The following is a 26338-nucleotide window of genomic DNA, read 5'->3' as shown; positions in this document are numbered from 1 at the left end:
GACCTACAGCCGCTCCAGCGACGGCATCCAGACGCGGATCAACGAGAACAGCCGGTCCAGGTCGATGGGCTTGGCCAGGTAGTCGCTGGCGCCGGCGGCGAGGCAGCGCTCCTGGTCGTCCTTCATGGCCTTGGCGGTGATGGCGATGATCGGCAGCTTCTTCATGTGCGGCCGCTTGCGGATCTCGCGCATGGCTTCGTAGCCGTCCATCATCGGCATCATGATGTCCATCAGCACCAGGTCGATGGTGTCGCTGTTGTCGAGCTTCTCCAGCGCCTCCAGGCCATTGCGGGCGATCTCCACCTTGGCGCCCTTCTGCTCAAGGGCACTGGTGAGGGCGAAGATGTTGCGCACGTCGTCGTCCACCAGCAGCAGGGTACGGCCGTCGAAGGCCTTTTCGCGGCTGCGGGCGCTTTCCAGCATGCGCTGGCGATCGAGCGGCATGTCGGCCTCGATCTTGTGCAGGAACAGCGTCACCTCGTCGAGCAGACGCTCCGGCGAGCGCGCGCCCTTGATGATGATGGAACGAGAATACTTGAGCAGCGCCGCTTCTTCGTCGCGGGTCAGGCTGCGTCCGGTATAGACGATCACCGGCGGGAAGGAGCAGATGTCTTCGCTGGCCATGCGCTGGAGCAGTTCGCCGCCTTCCATGTCGGGCAGCTTGAGGTCGATGACCATGCAGTCGTAGACCTCGTCGCGCAGCAGTTCCAGGGCCTGGCTGCCCATCTCCACCGCGGTGATCTCGACGTCCACGTCGCCGATCAGCTTGGCGATGCTGTCGCGCTGCAGGGCGTCGTCTTCCACCAGCAGCACCCGCTTGATGCCGGCGGCGAACTTGGCTTCCAGGCGATTGAAGGCCTCGCGCAGTTCGTCGCGGGTGGTGGGCTTGATGGCGTAGCCGACCGCGCCCATGTGCATGGCCGTCTCGATGCGATCCGAGGCCGAGACCACGTGCACCGGGATGTGCCGGGTCAGGGGATTTTCCTTGAGTCGCTCCAGCACCGTGAGACCGGAATGATCCGGCAGGCCCATGTCCAGCAGGATGGCGTCGGGACGGTATTCCAGCGCCGCGGCGAAGCCTTCCTCGGCACGATGGGCCACCAGGCAGCTGTACTTCAGCTCGTGGGCCAGATCGAAGAGGATCTGCGCGAAGGGCACCTCGTCCTCGATCACCAGCACCCGGCGATCCGGATAGGGCCAGCTGTCGCGGTCATCGGCGAAGGCCGACCCCACCGGCGCCGCGGCCTCGGTGATGGGCGGTGGCGCGGATGGACGCGGGGTGGCGGCCAGGGTCGGCAGGGGCGTGGGCGCCGCAGTCGGCATGGCGGTCTGCGCCATGATCGGCGTGACCGGCTGACTGGGCGCGGCGGCTTCCTGGTACTCCAGCGGCAGGCGCAGGGTGAAGGTACTGCCCTCGCCCGGCTGGCTGGTGACGCTCAAGGTGCCACCCAGCAGCAGCGCCAGGTCGCGGGAGATCGACAGCCCCAGGCCGGTGCCGCCGTAGCGACGGGTGATGGCGCCGTCCGCCTGGCGGAAGGCCTCGAAGATCAGCTCTTGCTGCTCGGCGGCGATGCCGATGCCGGTATCGCTCACGGCGAAGCTGGGCTGGCCGTCTTCCAGCGACAGGCGCAGGGTCACCTGGCCGTGCTCGGTGAACTTGAAGGCGTTGGACAGCAGATTCTTGAGGATCTGCTCGACCCGCTGGCGATCGCTGAAGAAAGCCGGCGGCATCCGCGCATCCAGCTCCACCACGAAGGCGACGCCCTTGTTCTGGGCCACCGGCTCGAAAGCGGTCTTCAGGGCCTCCACCAGGCGGCGCACGGACATCTGCTCCGGGCGGATCTCCAGCATGCCGGCCTCGACCTTGGAGATGTCGAGGATGTCGTTGATCAGCGTCAGCAGGTCGTTGCCCGCCGAATAGATCGACTCGGCGTAGCGCACCTGCTCGCTGCTGAGGTTGCCGGCCGGGTTGTCCGCCAGCAGCTTGGAGAGGATCAGCGAGCTGTTCAGCGGCGTGCGCAATTCATGGGACATGTTCGCCAGGAATTCGGACTTGTACTGGCTGGCCCTTTCCAGTTCACGTGCCCGGTCTTCCAGCAGCTGCTGGGCTTCGTTGAGGCGGTTGTTGCGGTCGTCCAGCACATCGCGCTGCTGCAGCAGTTCCTGGGCCTGCTCGGAGAGCTGCTCGTTGGTCTGCTCCAGTTCGGCCTGCTGCTGCTCCAGATGAACCTGGGATTCCTTGAGCGCCTGGGACTGTTCTTCCAGTTCTTCGTTGGCGGTGCGCAGTTCTTCCTGCTGTACCTGCAGCTCTTCGTTGAGTTGCTGGGTTTCCGCCAGCACCTGCTGCAGCCGCTGGCGATAGCGCGCGGCTTCCACCGAGGAGCCGATGGAATCAGCGATCAGGGTCAGCAGTTCTTCGTCCTGCGGCCGCAGGGCGCGCAGGAAGCCCAGTTCGACCACGCCGTTCACCCGGCCATCGTTCTCGATGGGCACGATGAGCGCCGCGCTGGCCTGGCGCTCGCCCAGCGCCGAATTGACCTTGAGGTAGTCGAGGGGCAACTGGTCGAGCGCCACGAGGCGCCCGTCCAGCACGGCCTGCCCGGCCAGGCCCTCGCCCGGCGCCAGGCGCTGGCGACGGCGACGGCCCTCGTCGTCCAGGGCGTAGTCGGCGACGCGCTCCAGGGTGCCGTCGTCGAGTCGTACATAGAGGGCACCGGCCGCGGCGCCGAGATAGCGCGCCAGGAATTGCAGGATGCTCTGCCCCAGCGGCGCCAGCGTCGCCTGGCCGATGACCGCTTCCGACAGCTGATTCTGGCCGGAGCGGAACCAGCTCTGCCGCTCCAGATTGTCGGTGTGCTCGGCCTGCTGGTCGAGCAGTCGGGTATAGGTCGCGGAGAGCCGCATGAGTTCGCGGCGCCCGAAGAAGGCCATGATGCCCGAGAGCAGCAGGCTGACGATGAGGAAGGCGGCGACGAAGATCACCGTCATGCGGCTGGCCGTCTCGGTCCGCTCGGCGCGCATCTGCTCTTCGTAGGCGATGAAATCGGTGTAGTCGCGGCGGATGCTGTCGATGCGATTCTTGCCCTGGCCATCGCTCAGCGGGGTCTGGAAGTCTCCCCCGGTACGGCGCGCCTCGATCACCTGGCTGGCGTATTGGCGCCACTCGCGGTGCACCGCTTCGATCCGCTCCAGCCGGCGGATCTGCACGGCGCTGTCGCTGACCAGATTCTTCAGCTCATCCAGTTGCGGCTCGACGTTGGGCAGGGCGCGCTCATAGGGCTGCAGGAACGCGGTATTGCCGCTGAGCAGATAGCCGCGCATCCCGGTTTCCAGATCGACCACCAGGCGGAAGTTGGCGTTGGCCTCGCTGATGACGCGGTCGGTGTGCTCGACCCACTGGGTTACCTTCAGCAAGTAATAGATGATGGCGATAAAGAAGATCGCGCTGAAGACACCGATGCTCAGAGGCAGGGAAAGATTGCGCTTGAGGATCTGGCTGAAGTGCTTCTGATCGAGGGGCGACTCGCGATTCATGGGGTCTGAAAGCCTTGTACGGGACAAAACGGTCGGCGACGGCAAAGCCTCGGCCTGCGGAGGGGTGTCGTCACTGACCGCGGCGCAACCGACGGTCGATCAAGGATACCGACACCGGCTGGCCGAAAGGCCTCGAACAGGACCATGGGAGGCGCGACCGCCTAGCGCAGGCGTCTTGCCCTCTGGCCCCTTTCGCTCCGGTCGGCGCTGACCCTCGGGTCAGCCAGGCGATCGCGGCATTCGGGCCGCGATCAGGCCGCTGGTTCAGCGACGGGCAATCACCCAGACGGCATGAATGATACCCGGAATGTAACCCAGCAGCGTCAGCAGGATGTTGAGCCAGAAGGCGCCGCCGAAACCGACCTGGAGGAAGACGCCCACGGGCGGCAGGATGATGGCGAAGATCAGGCGGATGAGGTCCATTTCAGGCTCCAGTAGAGGGCAGGCAAGAAGATGCCTCTAAGACTGGCAGGGCCTGAATCAGGTTCCGGCAGGCAATAAAAAACCCCGCCGAAGCGGGGTTTCGCAGACTTAACCCGACATCCTTGTCGGGCCGCCAATCCTTGGCCATCTATCCCTGTAAGTCTCTGCCCGACATCCTTGCCGGGGGGCCATCCTGGCCACATTTCCTTGAAATCATCTGGAGCGCTGGGTACATCCTGTACCGCGATCCGATGGGTGTAGATTACGCAGCTATCCGGGTGTAGGCGATGGCTTATCGCGGCGACGTCATGTAAGCCAAAGCTTACACGGCATGGCTTTTTACCTTGTCGGTCAACAGCTTAGAAAGCCTCCTCGGCCAGGGCGTAGAGCGGCTGGGCGCCACTGCGCACGGCTGCAGCCAGGCTCAGGGTGCGCGGCAGCAGGCGGGCGAAATAGAAGCGCGCGGTGGCCAGCTTGGCTTCGGCGAAGGTCGCCTCCTGATCCGCCGCGGCGGCCGCCGCACGGGCCCAGAGATAGCCGTAGGCGACATAGCCGAACAGGTGCAGGTAGTCCACCGAGGCGGCCCCCAGCTCATGGGGGTCGCTGGCGCCGGCCTGCAACAGCCACTCGGTCGCGCCGTCCAGCTGATCCAGCGCCTGGCGCAGGGGTGCGGCGAATTCGTTGTCCGCCGGCAGACCGCTCAGATAGCCGTGGACCTCTTCGCTGAAGGGCCGGTAGAGGGCACCGCGACTGCCGGCCAGCTTGCGGCCGACCAGGTCGAGGGCCTGGATGCCGTTGGTGCCTTCGTAGATCTGGGTGATGCGCACGTCGCGCACCAGCTGCTCCTGGCCCCATTCGCGGATGTAGCCATGGCCGCCGAACACCTGCTGACCGGCGACGCAGAGTTCCAGGCCGAGATCGGTCAGGAAGCCCTTGGCCACCGGGGTCAACAGCGCCACCAGGGCTTCGGCGCGTTCGCGCTCGACGGGCTCGGGGCTGTACTTGGCGGTATCGAGTTGCAGGGCGACATAGCTGGAGAACAGTCGGCCGCCTTCGTTGAGGGCCTTCATGGTCAGCAGCATGCGCCGCACATCGGGATGGACGATGATGGGATCGGCGTTCTTGGCGGCCTGCTGGATGCCGGCCGGCGAACGACTCTGCAGGCGCTCGCGGGCATAGGCCAGGGCATTCTGGTAGGAACGCTCGCTCGAACCCAGGCCCTGGATGCCGACGCCCAGGCGCTCGTAGTTCATCATGGTGAACATGGCAGCCAGGCCCTTGTTGACCTCGCCCACCAGGTAGCCCACCGCGCCATCGAAGTTCATCACGCAGGTAGCGGCGCCCTTGATGCCCATCTTGTGTTCCAGGGAGCCACAGGCCACGGCGTTGCGCGCGCCCAGGGCGCCCGCCTCGTCCACCAGGATCTTGGGTACCAGGAACAGCGAGATGCCCCGCGAGCCGGCCGGGGCATCGGGCAGCTTGGCCAGCACCAGGTGGATGATGTTCTCGGTGAGGTCATGCTCGCCGGCGGTGATGAAGATCTTGGTGCCGGTGACCCGGTAGCTGCCATCGGCCTGAGGTTCGGCGCGGGTGCGGATCAGACCCAGGTCGGTGCCGGCATGGGGTTCGGTCAGGCACATGGAGCCGGCCCACTGGCCGCTGTAGAGATTGGGCAGATAGGCCTGCTTGAGCGCCTCGCTGCCATGGGCGTGCAGGGCCAGGCAGGCGCCGGCGCTGAGCATCGGATAGAGACCGAAGGCCAGGCAGCTGGCGTGCATCATTTCCTCGACCTGGGCGGTGAGCACCTTGGGCATGCCCATGCCGCCGTATTCGGGATCGCCACCGACCCCGACCCAGCCGCCTTCGGCAAAGGCCTGGTAGACCTGGCGGAAGCCTTGGGGCGTGGTCACCTCGCCGGCTTGCCAGTGGCAGCCTTCTTCGTCGGAATTGCGATTGAGCGGCGCCAGTTCCTGGGCGCACAGCTTGCCGGCTTCTTCGAGGATGGCATCGGCGGTCTCGCCGTCCACCACCTCGGCCAGGGCGGGCCACTGACTCCAGCGGTCCTTGACCTTGAGGACGGCATCCAGCACGAAACGGATATCGCGAAGCGGCGGGGTGTAGTCGGCCATGTCGAGTCTCCTCGGAAGGTGTTCTTGTCGGTATGACTCGAGTGTAAGACCGAACCGGAAGGGAGACATAGGTTCATGATCTGACCCAATGGTCAGCCGATCGGAGGTCTGTAGCGGGTGGTTTTTTCGCAGCCGCGAAAAGACGAAAACCCCGCCGGAGCGGGGTTTTCAGTGGAGCTGCGACGGCTTAGTAGCCGAGGGCGAAGTCTTCCTCGGCCAGGGCCATCAGGCTGCCGGCGCCGGCCAGCAGCGCCTCGGCGTGGGCGCGGGTACGGGGCAGCAGGCGCTCGTAGTAGAAGCGCGCGGTGGCCAGCTTGGCCTGGTAGAAGGCAGCCTCGTCGGTACCGGCGGCCAGCTTCTCGGCCGCAACCCGGGCCATGTCGGCCCAGAAGTAGGCCAGGCAGACATAGCCGGAGTACATCAGGTAGTCGACGGCGGCGGCACCCACCTCCTCGCGATCCTTCATGGCGGCCATGCCGACCTTGAGGGTGATCTCGCCCCACTCCTTGTTCAGCTTGGCCAGCGGCTCGACGAAGGCCTTGAGTTCGGCGTTTTCGACGTTGGCCTGGCAGAACTTGTGCACCACCTTGGTGAAGGCCTTGAGCGATTCACCCTGGGTCATCAGCACCTTGCGACCCAGCAGGTCGATGGCCTGGATGCCGGTGGTGCCTTCGTAGAGCATGGCGATGCGGGCATCGCGCAGGTTCTGCTCCATGCCCCACTCGGCGATGTAGCCGTGGCCGCCATAGATCTGCACGCCGTGGCTCGCCGCTTCGAAACCCACCTCGGTCATGAAGGCCTTGGCGATGGGGGTGAGGAAGGCCATCTGGGTCTCGACCTGCTGCTTCTGCTCCTCGTCCTGGCTGTACTTGAGGATGTCCACCAGCTTGGCGGTGTAGTAGATCATCGCCCGGCTGCCCTCGGCGAAGGCCTTCATGGTCAGCAGCATGCGGCGCACGTCGGGGTGCACGATGATGGGGTCGGCGGGCTTCTCGGGCGCCTTGGGACCGGTCAGGGAACGCATCTGCAGCCGCTCGCGGGCGTACTTCAGACCGCCCTGGAAGGCCACCTCGGCATGGGCCAGGCCCTGCAGGGCGGTGCCGATGCGGGCGAAGTTCATGAAGGTGAACATGCAGTTCAGACCGCGATTCGGCGGGCCGATCAGGAAGCCGGTGGCGCCGTCGAAGTTCATCACGCAGGTGGCGTTGCCGTGGATGCCCATCTTGTGTTCGAGGGACCCGCAGTGCACGGCGTTGCGCTCGCCGGCCGCGCCGCTGGCGTCGGGCAGGCGCTTGGGCACGATGAACAGCGAGATGCCCTTGGTACCGGCGGGGGCGTCGGGCAGGCGGGCCAGCACAATGTGGACGATGTTCTCGGCCATGTCGTGTTCACCGGCGGAGATGAAGATCTTGGTACCGGTGATGGCGTAGCTGCCGTCCGCGCGCGGCTCGGCCTTGGTGCGCAGCATGCCCAGGTCGGAACCGCAGTGGGGCTCGGTCAGGCACATGGTGCCGGTCCATTCGCCGGTCACCAGCTTTTCGAGGTAGGTGTGCTTCTGCTCGTCGGTGCCATGCTGCTCCAGGGTGTTCATGGCGCCGTGGGACAGGCCCGGGTACATGCCCCAGGACCAGTTGGCCTGGCCGACCATTTCCGACAGGGAGATGCCAAGGGACTCGGGCAGGCCCTGGCCACCGTGGGCCGGGTTGTGCGCCAGGCTCGGCCAGCCACCCTCGACGAACTGGGCATAGGCTTCCTTGAAGCCATCGGGGGTCTTCACCCCGTCTTCGCTCCAGGTGCAGCCCTGCTGGTCGCCGATGCGATTGAGCGGCGCCAGGACCTGCTCGCAGAATTTGGCGCCTTCTTCGAGGATGGCGGAGACCATGTCGGGAGTGGCGTCACCGCACCCGGGCAGGCTCTGGTAGTGCGCGTCATAGCCCAGGAGTTCGTCGCGAACGAAGCGGATGTCCCGCAGGGGGGCTTTGTAATCGGGCATGACTGTTACCTCTTTGCGAATGCTTGTTGTCGAGGGTGGCGGCAGCGTCGCTGCGGACCTGTCGCCAGGGCGTTTAAACAGTCGTTTGAAACTAATGTTCCAGGCCTGGCCTTGTCAAGCGCGGCGAGGACGAGCGGAGCGACCGGTCAGTCCGCCTCGGCCAGGGCTTCGCGCAGGGCCGCCGCCGTCGCCGGACGTACCAGCCGCGCCAGTTCCCGGCCCTCCTTGACCACGACCAGCGTGGGCCAGAGCTTGACGCGAAAGGAGCGCCCCAGGCGGCGGCCGGGGCCATCCTCGATCTTGAGATGGCGTACACCGGGATAGTCCGCGAGCGCCGTAGCCAGCAGTGACTGGGCGGCACGACAGTGGCCGCACCAGGGTGCGCCGAACTCCAGCAGGGTGACACCCGGCAGGGCGTCGACATCGGTGCGGGCGGGCTCCTTTTCCGCATAGGTGGTCGTCATGGTCATGGCGGGGCTCCTGAAGTCGGTTCCAACGGTGGACAAGTCGCTGGCGGGACTGCTCGGTCACGGCAAAAGGACTAGGGTCGATCCTGCGGTACGCCCCGATTTCATGACAATAAAACAAGGCGCTCCATTTCTGCCTCCGTCTCCGCCCTTTCCCGAGGCCCGCCATGAGCCAGACAGCGACTTCCGTTTCACCCGCCACCCTGCGCAAGGTCATCTCCGCCGCGTCCATCGGCAATTTCGTCGAATGGTTCGATTTCGCCCTCTACGGCTTTCTCGCCACCCTGCTCGCGGCGCACTTCTTTCCCAGTGGCGATGCCACCGCCGGCCTGCTCAAGACCTTTGCCGTCTTCGCCGTGGCCTTTGCCTTCCGGCCGCTGGGCGGCATCGTCTTCGGTCTGCTGGGTGACCGCATCGGCCGCAAGCGCACCCTGGCGCTGACCATCCTGATCATGGCCGGCGCCACCGCCCTGATCGGCATCCTGCCCAGCTACGCCACCATCGGCATCTGGGCGCCGATCCTGCTGACGCTGATCCGCTGCGCCCAGGGCTTTTCCGCCGGGGGCGAATACGCCGGGGCCTGCGCCTACGTGATGGAGCATTCGCCACGCGATCGGCGCGGGCGCTATGGCAGCTTCGTACCGGTCTCGACCTTTCTCGCCTTCGCCAGCGCGGCCCTGACCGCCTGGGGCCTGGAGCGGCTGCTGGGCGCCGCGGCCATGGCCGACTGGGGCTGGCGCATCCCCTTCCTGGCCGCCGCGCCGCTGGGCCTGATCGGCCTCTATCTGCGGCTGAAGCTGGACGAGACGCCGGCCTTCCAGGCACTGGAAGCGGACCATGAGGTCAGCCATTCGCCGCTGGGCGAGACACTCAGGCTGCAGGGTCGCTCGATCCTGCGCCTGGGCGCCTTCATCTCGCTGACGGCGCTGTCCTTCTATATGTTCACCACCTACTTCTCCACCTACCTGCAACTGGCCGGCGGCTTCGACCGGGCCGCGGCCCTGGCCATCAGCCTGATCACCCTGTTCGCGGCCGCGGCCGCCTGCCCGGTGCTGGGGCGCGTCACCGACCGTATCGGCCGGCGCATGACCACGGTGCTGGCCAGTCTGGTCCTGGCGGTAGGCGTCTATCCGGCGCTGCTGCTGGCCAGCAGTGGGCAGTTCGGCAGCGCCCTGCTGGGCAGTCTGCTGCTGGGCGCCGGGGCGGTGCTGTGCAACGTGGTAACCGCGCCGCTGCTCAGCGAGATCTTCCCCACCCGCACCCGCTACACCGCAGGCGCCATCACCTACAACCTGGCCTACACTATCTTCGGTGGCACCGCGCCGCTGATGGCGACCTGGCTGATCGGCACCACCGGCAGCAACCTCTCGCCGGCGCTCTACCTGATCCTGATCGCCCTGCTTGGCCTGGTCGGTGGCCTGAGTCTGCCCGAGACCTCGCGTATCGATCTGGACGAGGTCGGCGAAGGCGGTGAAACGGCTTATCGCCCGGTGCGAGGCTAAACCGCTCGTCTAATGACCGGCACTTCCTCCGGGCCGGCCTGCCGATAGGCAAAAGGCCCGGAGTTTTCCCATGCCCGCCGCTCACGACCTGCAACGCTTCCTCGACGCCCAGGCCGACACCTACGCCACCGCCCTGGCGGAGATCCGCGCCGGCCGCAAACGCAGCCACTGGATGTGGTTTGTCTTTCCGCAGATCCAGGGACTCGGGCGCAGCGAGACGGCACAGCACTACGCCATCGCCTTCCGCGACGAGGCCAGTGCCTATCTGGCGCATCCCTTGCTGGGGCCACGGCTGCGGGAGATCACCGCCGCCGCGCTGGAGCATCCGGAGCTATCCGCCACGGCGCTGTTCGGCCAGCCGGACGATCTCAAATTCCATTCCTGCCTGACCCTCTTCGCTGCCGTGGCCGAAGACCCCGAGCCCTTTCGCCAGGCGCTGAAGACCTTTTTCGCCGGGCGGCCGGACGAAGCCACCCTGACCCGACTCTGCTAGCGCCAGAGCCCAGGTAGCGCCCCTTCCCGTCCGGTCACTGGATCGCTTACTGGCATAGGTACCTGGGCGATGAGTTCGAGAGCGCGGGCATGGGCGGCCGGATCGGCGCGCTGGGTGATGAAGTCCTGCTGATCGGGCGGATAGGCGCCCACCACCAGGAAATCCGCGCTGGATTCCAGATTGCGGTGCCCGGTCCCCGCTGGCAGCACCACCACATCGCCCGCAGTCACCTGCACATCCTGCCCCTGTTCGCCGCCGAGGCGCAGCCGTGCCTGGCCGCTGGCCACACCCAGCACCTCATGGGCATTGGGGTGATAGTGATGATAGCGGTAGACGCCATAGCGCCACTGCGGCGGCCAGGCATTGGCGGTAAACAGCCGTTCTAAGGCCGCGGCGCGGTCGCTACCCGGCAGCGGGACCTTACGATAGAGCAGCACCGGTAGGCGGCTGTTGGGGATGATGCCGTCATCGGCGAAGTGCAGTAGCTCGGGCTGACCGGCAACCACCGGCGCGGCCAGGGCCAGGGTGGCAGGTGCCAGGCCCAGCACCAGGGAAAGGATGGAAAGCGGCGGTTGAGGCGACATGCGGGACTCCAACAGGGCTTTGCCAATGGAGGTCCGCCTGGCGCCCGGGTTCAGCGCCCGCGACGAGGGGTCAGGCCAGCCATTCCCGCAGCAGCGCCGTGGTCCGCTCCGGCACTTCCAGCGGCGGCAGGTGACTGCAGTCGTCCAGCACCACCAGGCGCGAGTCCCGGATACCAGCGTGCATGAGCTCGGCTTCGGCCGGCGGCGTGAGCTGGTCCTGGGCGCCGACCACGATCAGGGTCGGGATGCGAATCTGCGCCAGGGTTGGCCGCGAATCGGGGCGGTCGATAATCGACTGCTGCTGGCGCAGGAAGGCCTCCTTGCCCACTGCCTTGCCCATGGCCAGCACGGTGTCGGCCACCGGCGTGCCCAGGCGCGAGGCGTGGATCAGCCGCGGCAGCAGTTGCGGACTAATACCGAGGAAACGCCCGCGCTCGGCCAGTTCGAGCATGGCGCGGCGCTGGGCGGCGCGCTCGGGGGCATCCGGGCTGGCCATGGTGTCGAACAGCGCCAGTCGCGCCACCCGCTCCGGCGCCTGGCGCAGGATCTCGAAGGCCACGTAGCCGCCCATGGACAGCGCGCCTAGGGCGAAGCGCGGGGGCGCCTCGGCCAGCACCCGGCGCGCCAGGACGGCGATGCCCAGATCGCGGGTGAGGTCAGGAATGAGTACCGGACAGACGTCGGCCAGGTCGGCGGCTTGGGTGGCCCAGAGACGGCTGTCACAGAGCAGGCCGGGAAGCAGGATCAGCGGAAGGGAATCGGTAGCGGTCATCACGGGGGACTTGAGAGACACTGCGGAAAACGCGCAGTGTAGCGCGGATCACCAGCGAACCCGGCGGGCTTCGCGGGTTCCAAGGGACATTGCCAAGGATCCGGAAACATCCATGCGTACTGAAGGCTTTTTCGACTGGCTCGGCGCCGCGCTCGGCCAGGTCATCCGTTTCATCATCGATCTGTTCGGCTCGGTCCTCGGCGGCCTCGCTGACGCCGTGCACGACTTCCTCCATGGCATGGCCCGCTCCATCGGCATGGACGACTCCTATATCAGCTTCGTGGTCCTGGCCATCGGCCTGCTGCTGCTCTACGCCGCGGTACGCGCCTTCATGGCTCGCTCGGTGGTGGGCGGCGTCATCTGGCTGATCCTCGGCCTGATGGTGATGAGCTGGCTGATCCGCGGCTGACTGGTCGCAAGGCCAGCCGCCTGGCACAGTAGGGTCTTCGCTCGGCACGGAAGCCGTCATGCCCCCACCCCTTTCTCTCGCGCTGAAGCGTCACTGGCAACGCCTGCGCCCCGGAACCGGTTGCGCGCTCTGCGGCGCCTGGCTAGCGGCCGGACTGCCGCTGTGCGAAGGCTGCGACAGCGAATTGCCCTGGCTCGGCCCCCATTGCCGCTGCTGCGCCCTGCCTCTGCCAGTGGACGGCCTGCTCTGTGGTGGCTGCCTGGCCAAGCCACTGGCCTTCGACCAGGTACTGGCGCCCTGGCGCTATGCCTTTCCGGTCGACACCCTGATCAACAGATTCAAGCACCGCGACCAGGGCAGTCTCGGCCGCCTGGCCGGCGCACTGCTGGCGCGGCATCTGCAGCACCTGTTCGACGAAGGCCAGCCGCGCCCGGCATTGCTGCTGCCGGTTCCCTCGCCCCGCTGCGCCTGCGCCAACGCGGTTTCAACCAGGCCGCGCTGCTGGCCGGCTGGCTCGGCAGGAGCCTGCAACTGCCGGTGGATAGCGGCCTGCTGGAGCAGCACAGCCAGCAGGGCCTGAGCGCCAGCGAGCGACGGCGCAATCTCAAGCAGGCCTTCGCCCTGGTGGAAGATGCCCAGCTGGAGGGTCGCCACCTGGCCCTGGTGGACGATGTCCTCACCACCGGCGCCACCGCCGACAGCCTGGCGCGCCTGCTCCAGCGCGCGGGCGCCCGGCGGGTCGATGTCTATTGCCTGGCGCGGACGCTGCCACCCGGCGAGTAGCCATGTCACCAAAACGTCATTTAGTCTGACTAGCCTCGCCTGCACACTGTGAGGGAGCCATCAGCATGCATAACGACCAGACCGATCTCGAACGCCTCGTCCACCTCAGCCGCCGCCGCTTCATCGGCGCCGGCGCCCTGGCCGGCGCCGCCCTGTTCCTGGGCGGCGGCCTGCTCGGTCGCAGCGCCCTGGCCGACGCGGTCAGCGAGGCCTCGGGCAATCCGCTGATCGGCTTCGCCAACATCCCCGCCTCCACCGCCGACACCCTGGTGGTGCCGCCCGGCTATCGCGCCAGCGTGCTCATCAGCTGGGGCCAGCCGCTGCATGCCGACGGCCCGGCCTTCCGCCCCGATGGCAGCCCCAGCGCCGCCGACCAGGCGGTGCAATTCGGCGACAACAACGACGGCATGGCCTTCTATCCCTTCCCGAACGATCCGGATCGGGCACTGATGGCGATCAACAACGAATACACCAACTACCGCTATCTGCTCAGCCACGGCACGCCACCCAAGTCCCTGGAAGACACCCGCAAGGCCCAGGCCGCCGAGGGCGTCTCGGTGATCGAGGTTAAGCGCGTGGATGGCCAGTGGCATTTCGTCCAGGGCTCGACCTATAACCGTCGCGTGCATGGCAATACGCTCATCGCCGTCAGCGGTCCAGCCGCCGGTCACGACCTGCTCAAGACCGCCGCCGACCCGGCCGGACGCGAGGTGCTGGGCACCTTCCAGAATTGCTCCAGCGGCGCCACGCCCTGGCACACCTACCTGACCTGCGAAGAAAACTTCACCGACGTCTTCGGCAGTCGCGATGCCAATCTGAAATTCGACGCCGCCCAGAAGCGCTACAGCGTCAAGCACGCCAGCGTGGAGAATGACTGGCACCTGCACGACGACCGCTTCGACCTGGCGCAGAATCCCAACGAACTCAATCGCCACGGCTGGATCACCGAGATCGACCCCTTCGACCCCCAGGCCAAACCGGTCAAGCGTACCGCCCTGGGTCGCTTCAAGCACGAGAACGCCGCCCTGACCCGCACCCGCGATGGCCGCGTGGTGGTCTACATGGGCGACGACGAGCGTGGTGAATTCATCTACAAGTTCGTCAGCCGCGATCGCCTGCAGGACGATCCCAAGGCCAATCGCGAGCTGCTCGATCACGGCACCCTCTATGTCGCGCGCTTCGACGAAGGCGATCGTGACCCGAACCGTCCCAAGGGCCGCGGCCAGTGGCTGCCGCTGGTGCATGGCGAGAACGGCCTGACCGCCGCCAACGGCTTCGCCAGCCAGGCCGAGGTGCTCATCCACGCCCGCCAGGCCGGCACCCAGGTCGGCGCCACGCGCATGGACCGTCCGGAGTGGATCGCCGTCAGCCCCAAGGACGGCCAGGTCTATTGCACCCTGACCAACAACACCAAGCGTGGTGAGGACGGCATGCCGGTGGGCGGCCCCAATCCCCGCGCCAACAACCTCTACGGCCAGATCGTGCGCTGGCGCGAGCGCGACGACGATGCCGCGGCCCTGAGCTTCGACTGGGACCTGTTCGTCATCGCCGGCAATCCCAAGGTGCACCCGGGCAAGCCGGAAGCGGGCTCGCAGCAGATCAATGCCGAGAACATGTTCAACAGTCCCGATGGCCTGGGCTTCGACGCCGCCGGCCGGCTGTGGGTGCTCACCGATGGCAAGTACAGCAACAAGGGCGACTACGAGGGCATGGGCAACAACCAGATGCTCTGCGCCGATCCGCGCAGCGGCGAGATGCGCCGCTTCCTGGTCGGCCCGGTCGGTTGCGAGGTCACCGGCCTGGCCTTCTCGCCGGACTATCGGACGATGTTCGTTGGCATCCAGCACCCTGGCGAAGAAGGCGGCTCGACCTTTCCCGAGGCCCAGCCGAACGGTCAGCCGCGCTCTTCGGTGATGGTCATTACCCGCGAAGACGGCGGTGTGATCGGCGCCTGACCGGCGAGCGGATAGCGCTCGAGCCTTCGCCATGGGGCTCGGGCATGCGCTAGCATCTCCCGGATGCAGGGTGGCAATCGCCATCGTCCCCCGTGACCGAGGAGCGCGCCATGTCTCATCCGTTCGAAAATCTGAGTCCCGACCTCGTCATCGACGCCATCGAAAGCCTGGGCTATCTCAGCGATGCCCGGGTGCTGGCCCTCAACAGCTACGAGAATCGCGTCTACCAGATCGGCATCGAAGGCGAGACCCCGCTGATCGCCAAGTTCTATAGGCCGGATCGCTGGACCGATGCGGCCATTCTGGAAGAACACGCCTTTTCCGCTGAGCTGGAAGAACGCGAGGTGCCCGTGGTCGCGCCCTTGCAGCGTGACGGCCAGACGTTGTTCAGCCATGCCGGCTTCCGCTTCGCGCTCTTTCCCCGCCGCGGCGGGCGGGCGCCGGAGCCGGGTGATCTCAACCAGTTGCATCGCCTTGGCCAGTTGCTGGGTCGCCTGCACGCGGTGGGCGCCAGCCGACCCTTCCAGCACCGCGAGACGCTGGACGTCCAGGGCTACGGCCATGCCTCTCTGGATACGCTGCTGACTGGCAACTTCATTCCCCAGAGCCTGCTGCCGGCCTATGAATCGGTGGCGCGCGACCTGCTCCAGCGCCTCGACGAACTCTTCGAAAGCGTCAGCTACGACGTCATCCGCCTGCACGGCGACTGCCATCCGGGCAACCTGCTCTGCCGCGATGACGCCTACCATATCGTCGACCTCGACGACTGCCGCCACGGCCCGGCCATGCAGGATCTCTGGATGCTGCTGGCCGGCGATCGCCAGGAACGGCTGACGCAGCTGTCCGAGCTGATGGACGGCTACGAGGAATTCCACGACTTCCAGCCGCGCGAGCTGGCCCTGATCGAGGGGCTGCGCACCCTGCGGCTGATGCACTATAGCGCCTGGCTGGCGCGTCGCTGGGACGATCCGGCCTTTCCCAAGAGCTTTCCCTGGTTCGGCAGCGAACGCTACTGGGGCGACCAGATCCTCACCCTGCGCGAACAGCGCGCCGCCCTGGACGAGGCGCCGTTGCGATTGTTCTAGTCTTTGTGCGACTCAGTGGAAAAGGCTGCGCCGTTTTCCACGCTACGGGCTCGAACTTCATCTCTCCCTCTGGGAGAAGGCCGGGGTGAGGGTAGGCCCTGCGATGAACTCTTCAATGAAGGACTGCGCCGCTTTCCAGGCTACAGCACTGATCGCGGCCACGGGCCGCTCCTGTAGGCACGGGAGTTTCCATAGGCGTGGCCGCATCGGCGGACCGCCAGGGCCGTGCTCGACCGTCGCGACGGTCACACCACAGGCGCAGCACCTCAGTCCACACCCGACCACCCCTTGAGCTATGCTCCCCAAACAAAAATCGTTGCCTGCCTAAGGACCTCTCATGTCTGCCTTGCGCCAGGGTTACGCCCTGGGCCTCACCGCCTACGGGCTATGGGGCTTGTTTCCGCTGTTTTTCAAACTGCTGGCGGCCCTGCCGGCGACCGAGATCCTGTTCCAGCGCATCCTCTGGTCCGCCCTGTTCAGCGCCCTGCTGCTGCTGGTCTGGCGCCATCGCGGCTGGTGGGCGGAGCTGCGCGCCCACCCGCGACGGCTGCTCTGGCTGGCGGTGTCCGGCGCCCTGGTGGCCTGCAACTGGCTGGTCTACATCTGGGCGGTCAACAACGCCCACGTGGTCGAGGCCAGCCTGGGCTACTACATCAATCCCCTGGTCAACATCCTGCTCGCCCTGGTGATCCTCCGCGAGCGCCTGCGTCCGCTGCAGTGGATCGCCGTGGGCCTCGCGGTGCTGGGCGTGGCCCAGCAGCTGTGGACCCTGGGGCAACTGCCCTGGGTCTCCCTGGCCCTGGCCCTGAGTTTCGCCTTCTATGGCCTGGTGCGGCGGCAGACGCCGGTGGCCGCCCTGCCGGGCATGGTGGTTGAGAGCTGGATGCTGGTGCCGATCGCCCTGGTCGCGCTGCCGCTGCTGACCCCGGGGGTGAGCCTGCAGGCCGAGACCTGGCAGTCCTCCCTGGGCCTGCTGATCGTGCTGGCTGGGCCGGTCACCCTGATCCCCCTGCTATGCTTCAACGCCGCGGCGCGCAAGCTGCCCTATTCGACGCTGGGCTTTCTGCAGTACCTGGCACCGACCCTGGTGCTGATCCAGGCGGTCTGGCTCTACGACGAACCCTTCCCTCGCGAGCGGCTGTTCGCCTTCATCTGCATCTGGACGGGCCTGGCCGTGTTCAGCTTCGATCTCTGGCGCGCCAGTCGCAAGCTGAAGGCCAGATAGCAGAACGCCCCTCGCAAGGGGCGTTCATCATCGCAGCGGCGCCGATCAGGCTTCGCCAGCGGTCTGCATGCGCGCCAGTTCCTGGGCGTAGAGGGCGTCGAAGTTCACCGGCTGCAGCATCAGCGCGGGGAAGGAGCCACGCACCACCATGTTGTCCAGCGCCTCACGGGCGTAGGGGAACAGGATGTTGGGGCAGAAGGCGCCCAGGGCATGGGCCATGGAAGCGGCGTCCAGGCCCTTGATCAGGAAGATGCCACCCTGCTGCACTTCGGCGATGAAGGCGGTCTCTTCGTTGTTCTTGACGGTCACGGTCAGGGTCAGCACCACTTCGTGGAAGTCGTCGCCCAAGGTCTTCTGGCGGGTGGCCAGATCCAGGTTGACGTTGGGCTGCCAGTCCTGACGGAAGATCTCGGGGCTCTTGGGCGCCTCGAAGGACAGGTCGCGGATGTAAATGCGCTGCAGGGAGAACTGAGCGCCGTCTTCCTGGGCGCCATTGGCTTGGTCGGTCATGGTAGGGCCTTGAGTTGTGAGTGTTGGTCAGGCGGACAGCAGCGGATCGAGGCGTCCGCTTCGGTCTAGGGCATAGAGCTCGTCGCAACCGCCGACGTGGGTGCTGCCGACCCAGATCTGCGGCACGCTGGTGCGACCGGCCTTGCGGGCCATCTCGCTGCGCAGCGCGGGCTGGCCGTCGACGGAGACTTCCCGGTAGGCCACGTTCTTGCGATCGAGCAGGTGCTTGGCACGATGGCAATAGGGACACCAGGCACTGGTATAGATGACGACGTCAGACATGCGCGGTCTCCAGTGGCCGATGAGGCGGCCACGCTAGGGGTTCACTTCACCAGGGGCAGATTCTCTGCACGCCAGGTGGCAATGCCGCCGTTCAGCCGGGCGGCGGTGAAGCCGGCCTTCTGCAGATCGCCGCACACGGCACCGGCTTGCTGGCCGGCGCTGTCCACCACGATCAGGGTCTTGGCCTTGTGCTTCTCCAGTAGAGACAGGCTGCTGGCGACTTTCTCCTGAGCGATATTCAGCGCGCCGACGATATGCCCGGCGGCGAAGTCCTTGCTCGGACGGATGTCGAGGACCACGCCCTGCTCGCGGTTAAGCAGGTTGGTGAGTTCAGCGGTGGACAGGCTGCGCCCGCCACGACGGGTCTCGTTGAACAGCATCAGGGCGACGATGGCGAGGAAGGCGGCGACGAGAAGCGGATGATGGGTGGCGAATTCAACCGCCCGACCGATAAATTCCATAATGAAAGAGCTATCCAAGGAGGGCTAAAAATGCTGGCCAGTATACACAGCCCCCCGATGGCGCCATACCCTCGCCGACCCCGGGTTATCTGCAGGTAACCAGCTCATCTCGAACTGCCTCCTTGGCGGCTTCCGCCGCTCTGCCTAGGCTTGGCTTCCGTTCATTTCCGAGGAATCCAGCCATGACCTCCATCGCCCTGCTCGGCGCTACCGGCAACGTCGGCAGCCGTCTGCTCGACGAAGCCCTCTCCCGCGGCCACCGGGTCACCGCCCTGGTACGGGATCCCGCGCGCCTGGCGTCGCGGCCCGACCTGACGGTCATCGCCGGTGATGTCACCGACCTGCAGGCCGCCCCGACTCTAGCCGGTCATGAGGTGCTGATCAGCAGCCTGAGATTCGCCGACCTCGCGCCGAGCGCCCTGATCGACTTCGCCCGCGCCACCGGCATCCCCCGCCTGCTGATCGTTGGCGGCGCCGCCAGCCTGCATCTGCCGGATGGCTCGCGACTGTTCGATGCGCCGGCCTTTCCCGTGGAATACCGCAATGAGGCCGGGGCCGGCATCGCTACCCTGGAGGCATTGAGAGCGGTCAGCGACCTCGACTGGGTCTTCGTCAGTCCGCAGATGGTCTTCGCCCCCGGCACGCGCACGGGCCGCTTCCGCCTGGGCGACGATGCCCTGCTGTTCGATGCGGCCGGGGACAGCCATATCTCCTATGAAGACTTCGCCATGGCCCTGCTGGACGAGGTCGAACGCCCCGTCCATTACCGCACTCGCTTCACCGTCGGCTACTGAAACGGAAATGCCCCCTCGTTCGCAGCCTGGCCGCCTGGTCGGGCTGTGAACGCTGAACGGCGTGCCTTGCCGTTTTTTTTGCCGGATGTGACGGGCATACTAGGCGCTTCGCCCTAGAAACGTACGACCTCGCATGCGCCGTGTTCTCGCCCTTCTCCTGCTTGCCAGCGTTCTCGCTCCCGCCCTGGCCGACGATCGCGCCGATACCCAGCGGCAGATCGAGCAGACCCGCCGGGAAATCCAGGAGATGCAGAAGGTCCTCAAGCAGGTGCAGGCCGAAAAGTCCGGCGTGCAGAAGCAGCTGCAGGGCACCGAGACCCAGATGGGCGAGCTGGAAAAGCAGGTCGACTCGCTGCAGAAGCAGCTGGAGAACGGCGAAAAAAAGCTGCAAGAGCTGGACGGGCGCAAGAAGAAGCTCGACCAGTCTCGCGCTGAGCAACAACAGCTGATCGCCGTGCAGGTGCGGGCCGCCTACCAGAGCGGCCGCCAGGAATACCTCAAGCTGCTGCTCAACCAGGAGCATCCGGAAAAGGTCAGCCGCACCCTCACCTACTACAACTACCTGAATCGCACCCGGCTGGATCAGCTCGCCACCTTCAACGACACCCTGCGCGAGTTGCGCGAGGTGGAACAGGGCATCCAGCAGGAACAGGGCGATCTGGTCGCCCGCCGCGAAGACCTGGAGAAGCGTCAGGCGGAGTTAGCCGAGGTGCGCAAGGAGCGCCAGGCGGCGCTGGCCAAGATCAACGCGGACTACCGCGACAAGAGTCGCGAGATCGAGAATCGCGAGCAGGATCAGGCCGCGCTGAACAAGGTGCTCAAGACCATCGAGGAAACCCTCGCGCGCCAGGCTCGCGAAGCCGAGGAAGCTCGCCAGCGACAACTGGCCGAAGCCCGCGCCGCCGAGGCACGGGAAGCGGCACGGCGCCAGGCGCAAAGCGAGCCGAAAGCCCCGCGCCCCTCGAACGCCCCGGAACTGACGGTGTCTAGTGCAGCACCTGCCTATGGCGGCGCCTTCGCCAATGCCCGCGGCAAGCTGCCCTGGCCGGTCGATGGCCGTCTGGTGGCCCGATTCGGCAGTGCCCGCGGCGACGACCCCCGCGCGAAGTGGGACGGTGTCCTGATCGCGGCCGGGGCCGGTACCCGGGTCAAGGCGGTGCACGACGGCCGGGTGGTCTTCGCCGACTGGCTAAGAGGCGCCGGCCAACTGGTTATCATCGATCATGGGAATGGCTATCTCAGCCTGTACGGACATAATCAGAGCCTGCTCAAGTCTGCGGGTGACGTGGTCAAGGCCGGGGATGCCATCGCGACCGTCGGCGCCAGCGGCGGTCAGGAAGCCTCCGCCTTGTACTTCGCCATCCGCCAACAGGGCCGCCCGACGGACCCGGTCATCTGGTGCCGTGCTCAGGGATAGTGCGACACACCTCGGTTTAGGAGCTGCACATGCCGCATCGCTTTCGTCCCACCGTCCTGGTCCTCGCCCTGCTGTTCAGCGGCGCCGGAGTCGTCCAGGCGCAATCGTCGCAGAGCACGCCGGCTGCGGTGACGCCGGTCGCACCGGGCGCCGCGCCCGCGGCCCCGGCCAGTGCTCCGCTGCCGCTGGACGAGCTGCGCACCTTTGCCGAGGTGTTCGACCGTATCAAGGCCGCCTATGTGGAGCCGGTGTCGGACAAGGTCCTGCTGGAAAACGCCATCAAGGGCATGCTCAGCAACCTGGATCCGCATTCCGCCTACCTGGAACCCAAGGACTTCGCCGAACTGCAGGAAACCACCAGCGGTGAATTCGGCGGTCTGGGCCTGGAAGTCGGCCAGGAGAACGGCTTCATCAAGGTGGTCTCGCCCATCGACGACACCCCGGCGGCCAAGGCGCGCCTGCAACCGGGCGATCTGATCGTCAAGATCGACGGCCAGCCGACCAAGGGCCAGGCCATCAACGAAGCCGTCGACAAGATGCGCGGCAAGCCGGGCAGCCCCATCGTGCTGACCATCGTTCGCGGTGGCGGCCAGCCGTTCGACGTCAAGCTGGCGCGGGCGGTGATCAAGGTCAACAGCGTCAAGAGCCAGCTGCTCGAATCCGGCTACGGCCTGCTGCGCATCTCGCAGTTCCAAGTCAATACCGGCGAAGAGACGGTCAAGGCCCTTGCCAAGCTGCGTCAGGAGAACAAGGGCAAGCTCAAGGGCCTGATCCTCGACCTGAGAAACAACCCGGGCGGCGTCCTGCAGTCGGCGGTCGAGGTGGCGGATGCCTTCATGACCCACGGCCTGATCGTCTACACCAAGGGCCGCCTGCCCAACTCCGAGCTGCGCTTCTCGGCCGACGCCGCCGATCCCAGCGAGAAGGTGCCCCTGGTGGTGCTGATCAACGGCGGCAGCGCCTCGGCCGCGGAGATCGTCGCCGGCGCCCTGCAGGATTCCAAGCGCGGCATCCTCATGGGCACCGACAGCTTCGGCAAGGGCTCGGTGCAGACGGTGCTGCCGCTCAACAACGACCGCGCACTCAAGCTCACCACGGCGCTCTATTACACGCCGAGCGGGCGCTCCATCCAGGCCCAGGGCATCACCCCGGACATCGCCGTGGCGCCGGCCAAGGTCACCCCGCAGAGCGGTGGCGACGAATACTTCCGCGAAGCCGATCTGGCTGGTCACCTGGGTAATGGCAATGGCGGCGCCGATCGACCCACCGGCAGCAAGGCGCCCAATCAGAGTCCGCGGCCGCAGGATGACGACTTCCAGCTCTCCCAGGCGCTGTCGCTGCTCAAGGGACTTAACGTCACCCATACCCCGTGAGGGCTGGACGCTGGCTACTGGCCGGGGCGCTCGCCCTGGTCAGCGTACTCGCCCAGGCTGCCACCGCGCAGCTGACCATCATCATCGACGACCTCGGGCAGAATCCGGCCCGGGACCGTCAGGTGCTGGCCCTGCCCGCGCCGGTGGTCCTGGCGATCATCCCCGAGACCCGCTACGCCGCCGAACTGGCCACCGCGGCCCACCGCGCCGGGCGCACCGTGCTGCTGCATCTGCCCATGGACCCGGCCGGCGGTCCCTATGCCTGGCATCCGGAGATGTCTTCGGCCGAGCGCCTGCAACGCCTGGACCGGGCACTGGAACGGGTACCCGAGGCGGATGGGGTGAACAATCACGAAGGCAGTCGCATGACCGCGGACCGACCGGCCATGGCCGAGTTGATGCAGGTCCTGCAGGAGCGCCACCTGCTGTTTCTCGACAGCCGCACCAGCGCCGCCACCGTGGCCGCGGCGGAAGCCCAGAAGATCGGCCTGGCCAGCGTCTCGCGCGATGTCTTTCTCGACAATGACGCCACCCCGGCGGCGGTGGCGGCCCAGCTGGCCGAAGGCGTACGCCTGGCCCAGCGCCAGGGCAGCGCCGTGCTGATCGGCCATCCGCACCCGGCGACCCTGGCGGTGCTGGCCCAGCAGTTGCCGCAACTCAAGGCCCAGGGCGTGGAGGTCATCGACCTGCCACAGATGATCGCCCTGCGCGCCAATCAGGCCATGCCCGGGCACGGCCGTGACGGGCGCTATCGCTAGCGACCGGCAGACGGCCTCCAGGGGTCAGAGGTAGTTGTTGGTGATGCTGTCGATCACCCCTTCCTTGCGCATCTGCTCCAGGGCCGCCTGAAGGCGTGTCACCACTTCGTCAGGCGTGTCCTTGTTCAGCGCCAGATACTGGTCCACCTCGTTGAAGCGCAGCAGCGTCTGCAAGCCGGTCACACCCTGCTGCTTGGCGAGATAGCGGCCGACTGGATCGGCGGTAGCCCAGATATCGATCTGGCCCTTCACCAGCTTGTCGACGTTTTCCTGATCACGCAGGGCGTCGATGACCGGAATGCCCTGGGCGGCCAGCGTCTTGCTGATCACATCGTTGCGATAGGTACCGATGCGATAGCGGGCGGCGTCCTTGAGCGTCTTGACGTCCAGCTTGCTGCCAGGCAGCGCCTGCAGGGTCCAGCTCGAACGGCCGAAAGGGCCCACCCATTTGAACTGATCCTTGCGCGCCTCGGTGTAGGCGACGGAGAAGAGGCCGTAGTTGGGCGTCTCCTGGGTCAGCCGATAGATGCGGTCCCAGGGGAAGCGCAGCGAAAGGCTGTACTTGATGCCGGCCCGCTTGAACATCTCGCGGACGATATCGGTGGCGATACCATCGATGGCGTCATCGCGGGCGAAGTTCTTGTCATCGACCGACATGTTGAAGGGGGGATAATTTTCGGTCAGGAGCACGACCTGATAGTAATCCGGCAACTCGGCACGGGCCTGGGTCAGGCCCAGCGTGCAACCCAGCAGTACACCGGCAAGACGTAACCATAGCTTTTGCATTGCAACTCCCTGGCGACGCAAGGCCGCATTTCCGAGGTTTCGTTGAGTATCCCTTTACAACGTTCAGCGCTCACTGCGGCTCGGCTCACCGCGATCGTCAGCCCTGCGTCGATCCCGGTCTAGCCGCCTAGCCGATCCGAAATCCGTAGTCCCTCACGTCCACGCCCGCCTCCAGACGAGGCGTGTGCGAATGCCCACAGCCAGGCGGCGGTGCACTAGAGATAGTTATTGGTAATGCTGTCGACCAGGCCTTCGCGGCGCATGGCATCCAAGGCCTGCTGCAGGCGGGTCACCACCTCGTCGGGGGTGTCCTTGTTCAAGGCCAGGTAGAGGTCGGATTCCTGGAAGCTGAGCAGGGTCTGCAGGTTGCTGACGCCCTGCTGCTTGGCCAGGTAGCGGGCGACCACGTCGGTGGTGGCCCAAACGTCGATCTCGCCCTTCTGCAACTTGGCGATGTTTTCCTGATCACGCAGGGCGTCGATGGGGACGATGCCCTTTTCCTGAATCATCAGGCTCACGGCGGAATTCTTGTAGGCGCCGACGCGCAGCCGGGCCGCCGTGGCCAGGTCCGGCACCTTGAGGGTGCTGCCGGCCAGCGCCATGAACACCTTGCGGGTCTTGCCCAGCGGCCCGACCCACTTGAACAGCGGCAGCCTGGACTCGGTGCGCGACACGGAGAACAGCGCGTAGTTGGGGCTTTCCAGGGTCAGGTTGTAGATGCGATCCCAGGGAAAGCGCAGCGAGAGGTTGTAGTCGATCCCGGCGCGCTTGAACATCTCGCGCACCAGATCGGCGCTGATGCCGTCGATGGCATCGTCACGCGCGAAGTTCTTGTCGTCCACCGCCATGTTGAAGGGCGGGAAGTTCTCGGTCAGCACCACCACGCGATAGCCCGCTGGCAATTCCGCCCAGGCCGTTCCCAGGGCCAGGGGGCAACTCAACAGCACGGCGGCGATGGCCAACCAGGACTTGCGCATAGCTCTCTCCTCAGGCGACCGTCCGCGCCGATTGCTCGGCCCGCCGGGATCACAGATAACGATTGAAGATGGTCTGAACCGCGCCGCTCTGGCGCATCTCGTCGAGGGCCTTCTGCAGCTTCTGTACCACCTCGTCGGGGGTCTGCTTGTTCAGCGCCAGGAACAGCTCGCCGCTGTTGAAGCGCAGCAGCATCTTGAGTCCGCTCACGTCTTCCTGGCGGGCCAGGTAGCGCCCGGCGGGATCGCCGGTGGCCCAGACGTCGATCTGCCCCTTGACCAGGCGCTGCACGTTTTCCTGATCGCGCAGGGCGAGATCCGGTTGGAACCCCTGCTGGACGAGACTCTCGGCGATGGCGTCGCCCTTGTAGGCGCCGATCTTGAGCTGCTGCTTGCGGACGTCTTCCAGGCTGCGCAGTTGCAGGTGGCTGTCGGCGCGCCCGAGCAGCACCCAGTCATCCGGGCCGATGGGACCGACCCACTTGAACAGGCCCTCGCGCTCCGGCAGCCGGGCGGTAACGAAGACGCCGTGGTCGGGCTGATCCAGGGCCATGCCGTAGATCCGCTCCCAGGGAAATCTCAGGGTGAGGTTGTAGGAGATGCCGGCGCGCTGGCACATCTCACGGACCATGTCGACCGCGATGCCCTTAAGCTCGCCTTCGCGGGCGAAGTTCTTGCCATCCACGGAGAAGTTGTAGGGCGGGAAGTTTTCCGTCAGCAGCGTCAGCTGATAACTCGCCGGGAGCTCCGCCCTGGCCGCGGTGGATACCAGCAGCAAACCGGCCAAGCAGGCCCAGACTCCCTTGCGCACACCCCTCTCCCTGCCGGCACCGCCGGTGCTTAAGATTTTGTGGAGCGTATCACAATCCCTTTTTCGGCCAGGTACCGTTTAGCCTCGGGAATGGTGCATTCGCCGAAATGGAAGATGCTCGCGGCCAGCACCGCGGAGGCCTTGCCTTCGAGGATGCCGTCGGCCAGGTGCTGCAGATTGCCAACGCCGCCGGAGGCGATCACCGGAATGCCCACCGCCTCGCTGACGGCGCGGGTCACGCCCAGGTCGAAGCCGTTCTTCATGCCGTCCTGGTCCATGCTGGTGAGCAGGATCTCGCCGGCGCCCAGGCCTTCCATCTTCTGCGCCCAGGCCACGGCGTCGAGGCCGGTAGGCTTGCGCCCGCCATGGGTGAAGATCTCCCAGCGCGGGGTTTCGCCGGGGCCGCTGACGCGCTTGGCGTCGATGGCCACCACGATGCACTGAGCCCCGAAGCGCGCCGCGGCTTCACCGACGAACTCCGGGGTGAAGACCGCCGCGGTGTTGATCGAGACCTTGTCGGCACCGGCGTTGAGCAGGTTGCGGATGTCCTGCACGGTGCGCACCCCACCGCCCACGGTCAGCGGGATGAACACCTGGCTGGCCATGCGCTCCACGGTGTGCAGGGTGGTATCGCGGCCCTGGTGGCTGGCGGTGATGTCGAGAAAGGTGATCTCGTCGGCGCCCTGCTCGTTGTAGCGGCGGGCGATCTCCACCGGATCACCGGCATCGCGGATGTTCTCGAACTTGACGCCCTTGACCACGCGGCCATTGTCCACGTCCAGGCAGGGGATGATGCGTTTCGCCAGCGCCATGACTGA

The 26338-nt window shown here is 66.3% G+C and carries 24 protein-coding genes and 1 pseudogene; 11 read left to right on the top strand and 14 right to left on the bottom strand.

Features of this window, described 5'->3' with window-relative positions; translation table 11 throughout:
- Positions 1 to 3: 3 nt before the first annotated feature.
- The 5 genes from FHR73_RS16310 to FHR73_RS16290 all read right to left on the bottom strand — a co-directional run bounded on the left by FHR73_RS16310 (position 4) and on the right by FHR73_RS16290 (position 8549).
- Positions 4 to 3534, bottom strand: coding sequence for a response regulator (locus FHR73_RS16310; protein WP_183632638.1), 3531 nt, complete (start codon positions 3532 to 3534; stop codon positions 4 to 6).
- A gap of 264 nt (positions 3535 to 3798) precedes the next feature.
- Entirely contained in the window at positions 3799 to 3957 is a 159-nt protein-coding gene (locus tag FHR73_RS16305) for a YqaE/Pmp3 family membrane protein (RefSeq protein WP_007159763.1), read from the bottom strand.
- A 359-nt stretch (positions 3958 to 4316) separates the two neighbouring features.
- A complete protein-coding gene (locus FHR73_RS16300) occupies positions 4317 to 6086 on the bottom strand; it encodes an acyl-CoA dehydrogenase C-terminal domain-containing protein (protein WP_183632636.1) in 1770 nt (589 codons plus the stop codon).
- 187 nt (positions 6087 to 6273) lie between these two features.
- On the bottom strand, positions 6274 to 8079 hold the full coding sequence (locus FHR73_RS16295; RefSeq protein WP_183632635.1) for a phenylacyl-CoA dehydrogenase: 1806 nt from the start codon (positions 8077 to 8079) through the stop codon (positions 6274 to 6276).
- A gap of 146 nt (positions 8080 to 8225) precedes the next feature.
- Positions 8226 to 8549 (bottom strand): thioredoxin family protein, encoded by a 324-nt coding sequence (locus FHR73_RS16290; RefSeq protein WP_183632633.1) that lies wholly within the window; start codon positions 8547 to 8549, stop codon positions 8226 to 8228.
- Between the two features lie 164 nt (positions 8550 to 8713).
- On the opposite strand from FHR73_RS16290, the gene FHR73_RS16285 reads away from it, so the two are divergent.
- Complete coding sequence (locus FHR73_RS16285; protein ID WP_183632631.1) at positions 8714 to 10048, top strand: MFS transporter; 1335 nt, start codon at positions 8714 to 8716, stop codon at positions 10046 to 10048.
- 70 nt (positions 10049 to 10118) lie between these two features.
- Positions 10119 to 10541, top strand: coding sequence for a DUF1810 domain-containing protein (locus FHR73_RS16280; protein ID WP_183632629.1), 423 nt, complete (start codon positions 10119 to 10121; stop codon positions 10539 to 10541).
- Here the strand turns inward: FHR73_RS16280 and FHR73_RS16275 are convergent.
- Positions 10538 to 11125 (bottom strand): cupin domain-containing protein, encoded by a 588-nt coding sequence (locus tag FHR73_RS16275; RefSeq protein ID WP_183632627.1) that lies wholly within the window; start codon positions 11123 to 11125, stop codon positions 10538 to 10540. The genes FHR73_RS16280 and FHR73_RS16275 overlap by 4 nt on opposite strands.
- A 70-nt stretch (positions 11126 to 11195) precedes the next feature.
- Positions 11196 to 11897 carry an alpha/beta fold hydrolase gene (locus tag FHR73_RS16270; protein WP_183632625.1) on the bottom strand — a complete coding sequence of 234 codons (702 nt, stop codon included), beginning with the start codon at positions 11895 to 11897 and terminating at the stop codon, positions 11196 to 11198.
- A gap of 112 nt (positions 11898 to 12009) precedes the next feature.
- On the opposite strand from FHR73_RS16270, the gene FHR73_RS16265 reads away from it, so the two are divergent.
- From FHR73_RS16265 to rarD, 5 genes and pseudogenes are all read left to right on the top strand, one after another.
- A complete protein-coding gene (locus tag FHR73_RS16265) occupies positions 12010 to 12306 on the top strand; it encodes a hypothetical protein (RefSeq protein ID WP_007159771.1) in 297 nt (98 codons plus the stop codon).
- Positions 12307 to 12364: 58 nt separating this feature from the next.
- Positions 12365 to 13089 (top strand): annotated as a pseudogene (locus FHR73_RS16260) (ComF family protein).
- A 65-nt stretch (positions 13090 to 13154) separates the two neighbouring features.
- On the top strand, positions 13155 to 15044 hold the full coding sequence (locus FHR73_RS16255; protein ID WP_183632623.1) for a PhoX family phosphatase: 1890 nt from the start codon (positions 13155 to 13157) through the stop codon (positions 15042 to 15044).
- Positions 15045 to 15154: 110 nt separating this feature from the next.
- Positions 15155 to 16129, top strand: coding sequence for a serine/threonine protein kinase (locus tag FHR73_RS16250; RefSeq protein WP_183632621.1), 975 nt, complete (start codon positions 15155 to 15157; stop codon positions 16127 to 16129).
- 337 nt (positions 16130 to 16466) lie between these two features.
- The gene (gene rarD, locus FHR73_RS16245; protein ID WP_183632618.1) at positions 16467 to 17354 is read left to right on the top strand and encodes an EamA family transporter RarD; all 888 of its coding nucleotides are present in this window, start codon (positions 16467 to 16469) and stop codon (positions 17352 to 17354) included.
- Between the two features lie 45 nt (positions 17355 to 17399).
- Here rarD and secB read toward each other — a convergent pair whose 3' ends face one another.
- The 3 genes from secB to FHR73_RS16230 are packed head-to-tail and all read right to left on the bottom strand — an operon-like array spanning position 17400 to position 18607.
- On the bottom strand, positions 17400 to 17864 hold the full coding sequence (gene secB, locus FHR73_RS16240; RefSeq protein WP_007159775.1) for a protein-export chaperone SecB: 465 nt from the start codon (positions 17862 to 17864) through the stop codon (positions 17400 to 17402).
- A gap of 27 nt (positions 17865 to 17891) precedes the next feature.
- Positions 17892 to 18146 (bottom strand): glutaredoxin 3, encoded by a 255-nt coding sequence (gene grxC / locus FHR73_RS16235; RefSeq protein WP_133861979.1) that lies wholly within the window; start codon positions 18144 to 18146, stop codon positions 17892 to 17894.
- A 41-nt stretch (positions 18147 to 18187) separates the two neighbouring features.
- Entirely contained in the window at positions 18188 to 18607 is a 420-nt protein-coding gene (locus tag FHR73_RS16230) for a rhodanese-like domain-containing protein (RefSeq protein ID WP_093254972.1), read from the bottom strand.
- A gap of 182 nt (positions 18608 to 18789) precedes the next feature.
- Here FHR73_RS16230 and FHR73_RS16225 point away from each other — a divergent pair, with 182 nt between their 5' ends.
- The 4 genes from FHR73_RS16225 (at position 18790) to FHR73_RS16210 (ending at position 22949) form a co-directional block, all read left to right on the top strand.
- Positions 18790 to 19401, top strand: a complete 612-nt coding sequence (locus FHR73_RS16225; RefSeq protein ID WP_183632616.1) for an NAD(P)-dependent oxidoreductase — start codon at positions 18790 to 18792, stop codon at positions 19399 to 19401.
- Positions 19402 to 19534: 133 nt separating this feature from the next.
- Positions 19535 to 20818: a murein hydrolase activator EnvC gene (locus FHR73_RS16220; protein ID WP_183632615.1), complete on the top strand. Its 1284-nt coding sequence runs from the start codon at positions 19535 to 19537 to the stop codon at positions 20816 to 20818.
- A 29-nt stretch (positions 20819 to 20847) separates the two neighbouring features.
- Positions 20848 to 22191, top strand: coding sequence for a S41 family peptidase (locus FHR73_RS16215; RefSeq protein WP_183632613.1), 1344 nt, complete (start codon positions 20848 to 20850; stop codon positions 22189 to 22191).
- Positions 22188 to 22949, top strand: a complete 762-nt coding sequence (locus FHR73_RS16210) for a divergent polysaccharide deacetylase family protein (protein ID WP_183632611.1) — start codon at positions 22188 to 22190, stop codon at positions 22947 to 22949. Before FHR73_RS16215 ends, FHR73_RS16210 begins: the two co-directional genes overlap by 4 nt.
- A 24-nt stretch (positions 22950 to 22973) precedes the next feature.
- Here FHR73_RS16210 and FHR73_RS16205 read toward each other — a convergent pair whose 3' ends face one another.
- From FHR73_RS16205 to hisF, 4 genes are all read right to left on the bottom strand, one after another.
- Positions 22974 to 23735 (bottom strand): ABC transporter substrate-binding protein, encoded by a 762-nt coding sequence (locus FHR73_RS16205; RefSeq protein ID WP_183632609.1) that lies wholly within the window; start codon positions 23733 to 23735, stop codon positions 22974 to 22976.
- A 215-nt stretch (positions 23736 to 23950) separates the two neighbouring features.
- A complete protein-coding gene (locus FHR73_RS16200; RefSeq protein ID WP_183632607.1) occupies positions 23951 to 24712 on the bottom strand; it encodes an ABC transporter substrate-binding protein in 762 nt (253 codons plus the stop codon).
- A 49-nt stretch (positions 24713 to 24761) separates the two neighbouring features.
- Entirely contained in the window at positions 24762 to 25520 is a 759-nt protein-coding gene (locus tag FHR73_RS16195) for an ABC transporter substrate-binding protein (RefSeq protein ID WP_183632605.1), read from the bottom strand.
- A 29-nt stretch (positions 25521 to 25549) separates the two neighbouring features.
- A complete protein-coding gene (gene hisF / locus FHR73_RS16190) occupies positions 25550 to 26332 on the bottom strand; it encodes an imidazole glycerol phosphate synthase subunit HisF (RefSeq protein ID WP_183632603.1) in 783 nt (260 codons plus the stop codon).
- Positions 26333 to 26338 lie beyond the last annotated feature (6 nt).

The sequence above is a fragment of the Pseudomonas sp. AS2.8 genome (genome assembly GCF_014190935.1).
Taxonomy (GTDB): Bacteria; Pseudomonadota; Gammaproteobacteria; order Pseudomonadales; family Pseudomonadaceae; genus Chryseomonas.
Note: the sequence above shows the minus strand (reverse complement) of the source record. Positions and strands in the feature narration are given on the sequence as shown.

What these genes read in the sequence shown, in the direction of transcription:
- FHR73_RS16270 (WP_183632625.1), bottom strand. Translation starts at nt 11,897, where the DNA reads ATGACCGCTACCGATTCCCTTCCGCTGATCCTGCTTCCCGGCCTGCTC.
- FHR73_RS16220 (WP_183632615.1), top strand. Translation starts at nt 19,535, where the DNA reads ATGCGCCGTGTTCTCGCCCTTCTCCTGCTTGCCAGCGTTCTCGCTCCC.
- FHR73_RS16285 (WP_183632631.1), top strand. Translation starts at nt 8,714, where the DNA reads ATGAGCCAGACAGCGACTTCCGTTTCACCCGCCACCCTGCGCAAGGTC.
- hisF (WP_183632603.1), bottom strand. Translation starts at nt 26,332, where the DNA reads ATGGCGCTGGCGAAACGCATCATCCCCTGCCTGGACGTGGACAATGGC.
- FHR73_RS16295 (WP_183632635.1), bottom strand. Translation starts at nt 8,079, where the DNA reads ATGCCCGATTACAAAGCCCCCCTGCGGGACATCCGCTTCGTTCGCGAC.
- FHR73_RS16230 (WP_093254972.1), bottom strand. Translation starts at nt 18,607, where the DNA reads ATGGAATTTATCGGTCGGGCGGTTGAATTCGCCACCCATCATCCGCTT.
- rarD (WP_183632618.1), top strand. Translation starts at nt 16,467, where the DNA reads ATGTCTGCCTTGCGCCAGGGTTACGCCCTGGGCCTCACCGCCTACGGG.
- FHR73_RS16255 (WP_183632623.1), top strand. Translation starts at nt 13,155, where the DNA reads ATGCATAACGACCAGACCGATCTCGAACGCCTCGTCCACCTCAGCCGC.
- FHR73_RS16225 (WP_183632616.1), top strand. Translation starts at nt 18,790, where the DNA reads ATGACCTCCATCGCCCTGCTCGGCGCTACCGGCAACGTCGGCAGCCGT.
- FHR73_RS16310 (WP_183632638.1), bottom strand. Translation starts at nt 3,534, where the DNA reads ATGAATCGCGAGTCGCCCCTCGATCAGAAGCACTTCAGCCAGATCCTC.
- secB (WP_007159775.1), bottom strand. Translation starts at nt 17,864, where the DNA reads ATGACCGACCAAGCCAATGGCGCCCAGGAAGACGGCGCTCAGTTCTCC.
- FHR73_RS16290 (WP_183632633.1), bottom strand. Translation starts at nt 8,549, where the DNA reads ATGACCATGACGACCACCTATGCGGAAAAGGAGCCCGCCCGCACCGAT.
- FHR73_RS16265 (WP_007159771.1), top strand. Translation starts at nt 12,010, where the DNA reads ATGCGTACTGAAGGCTTTTTCGACTGGCTCGGCGCCGCGCTCGGCCAG.
- FHR73_RS16250 (WP_183632621.1), top strand. Translation starts at nt 15,155, where the DNA reads ATGTCTCATCCGTTCGAAAATCTGAGTCCCGACCTCGTCATCGACGCC.
- grxC (WP_133861979.1), bottom strand. Translation starts at nt 18,146, where the DNA reads ATGTCTGACGTCGTCATCTATACCAGTGCCTGGTGTCCCTATTGCCAT.
- FHR73_RS16205 (WP_183632609.1), bottom strand. Translation starts at nt 23,735, where the DNA reads ATGCAAAAGCTATGGTTACGTCTTGCCGGTGTACTGCTGGGTTGCACG.
- FHR73_RS16280 (WP_183632629.1), top strand. Translation starts at nt 10,119, where the DNA reads ATGCCCGCCGCTCACGACCTGCAACGCTTCCTCGACGCCCAGGCCGAC.
- FHR73_RS16300 (WP_183632636.1), bottom strand. Translation starts at nt 6,086, where the DNA reads ATGGCCGACTACACCCCGCCGCTTCGCGATATCCGTTTCGTGCTGGAT.
- FHR73_RS16215 (WP_183632613.1), top strand. Translation starts at nt 20,848, where the DNA reads ATGCCGCATCGCTTTCGTCCCACCGTCCTGGTCCTCGCCCTGCTGTTC.
- FHR73_RS16200 (WP_183632607.1), bottom strand. Translation starts at nt 24,712, where the DNA reads ATGCGCAAGTCCTGGTTGGCCATCGCCGCCGTGCTGTTGAGTTGCCCC.
- FHR73_RS16275 (WP_183632627.1), bottom strand. Translation starts at nt 11,125, where the DNA reads ATGTCGCCTCAACCGCCGCTTTCCATCCTTTCCCTGGTGCTGGGCCTG.
- FHR73_RS16305 (WP_007159763.1), bottom strand. Translation starts at nt 3,957, where the DNA reads ATGGACCTCATCCGCCTGATCTTCGCCATCATCCTGCCGCCCGTGGGC.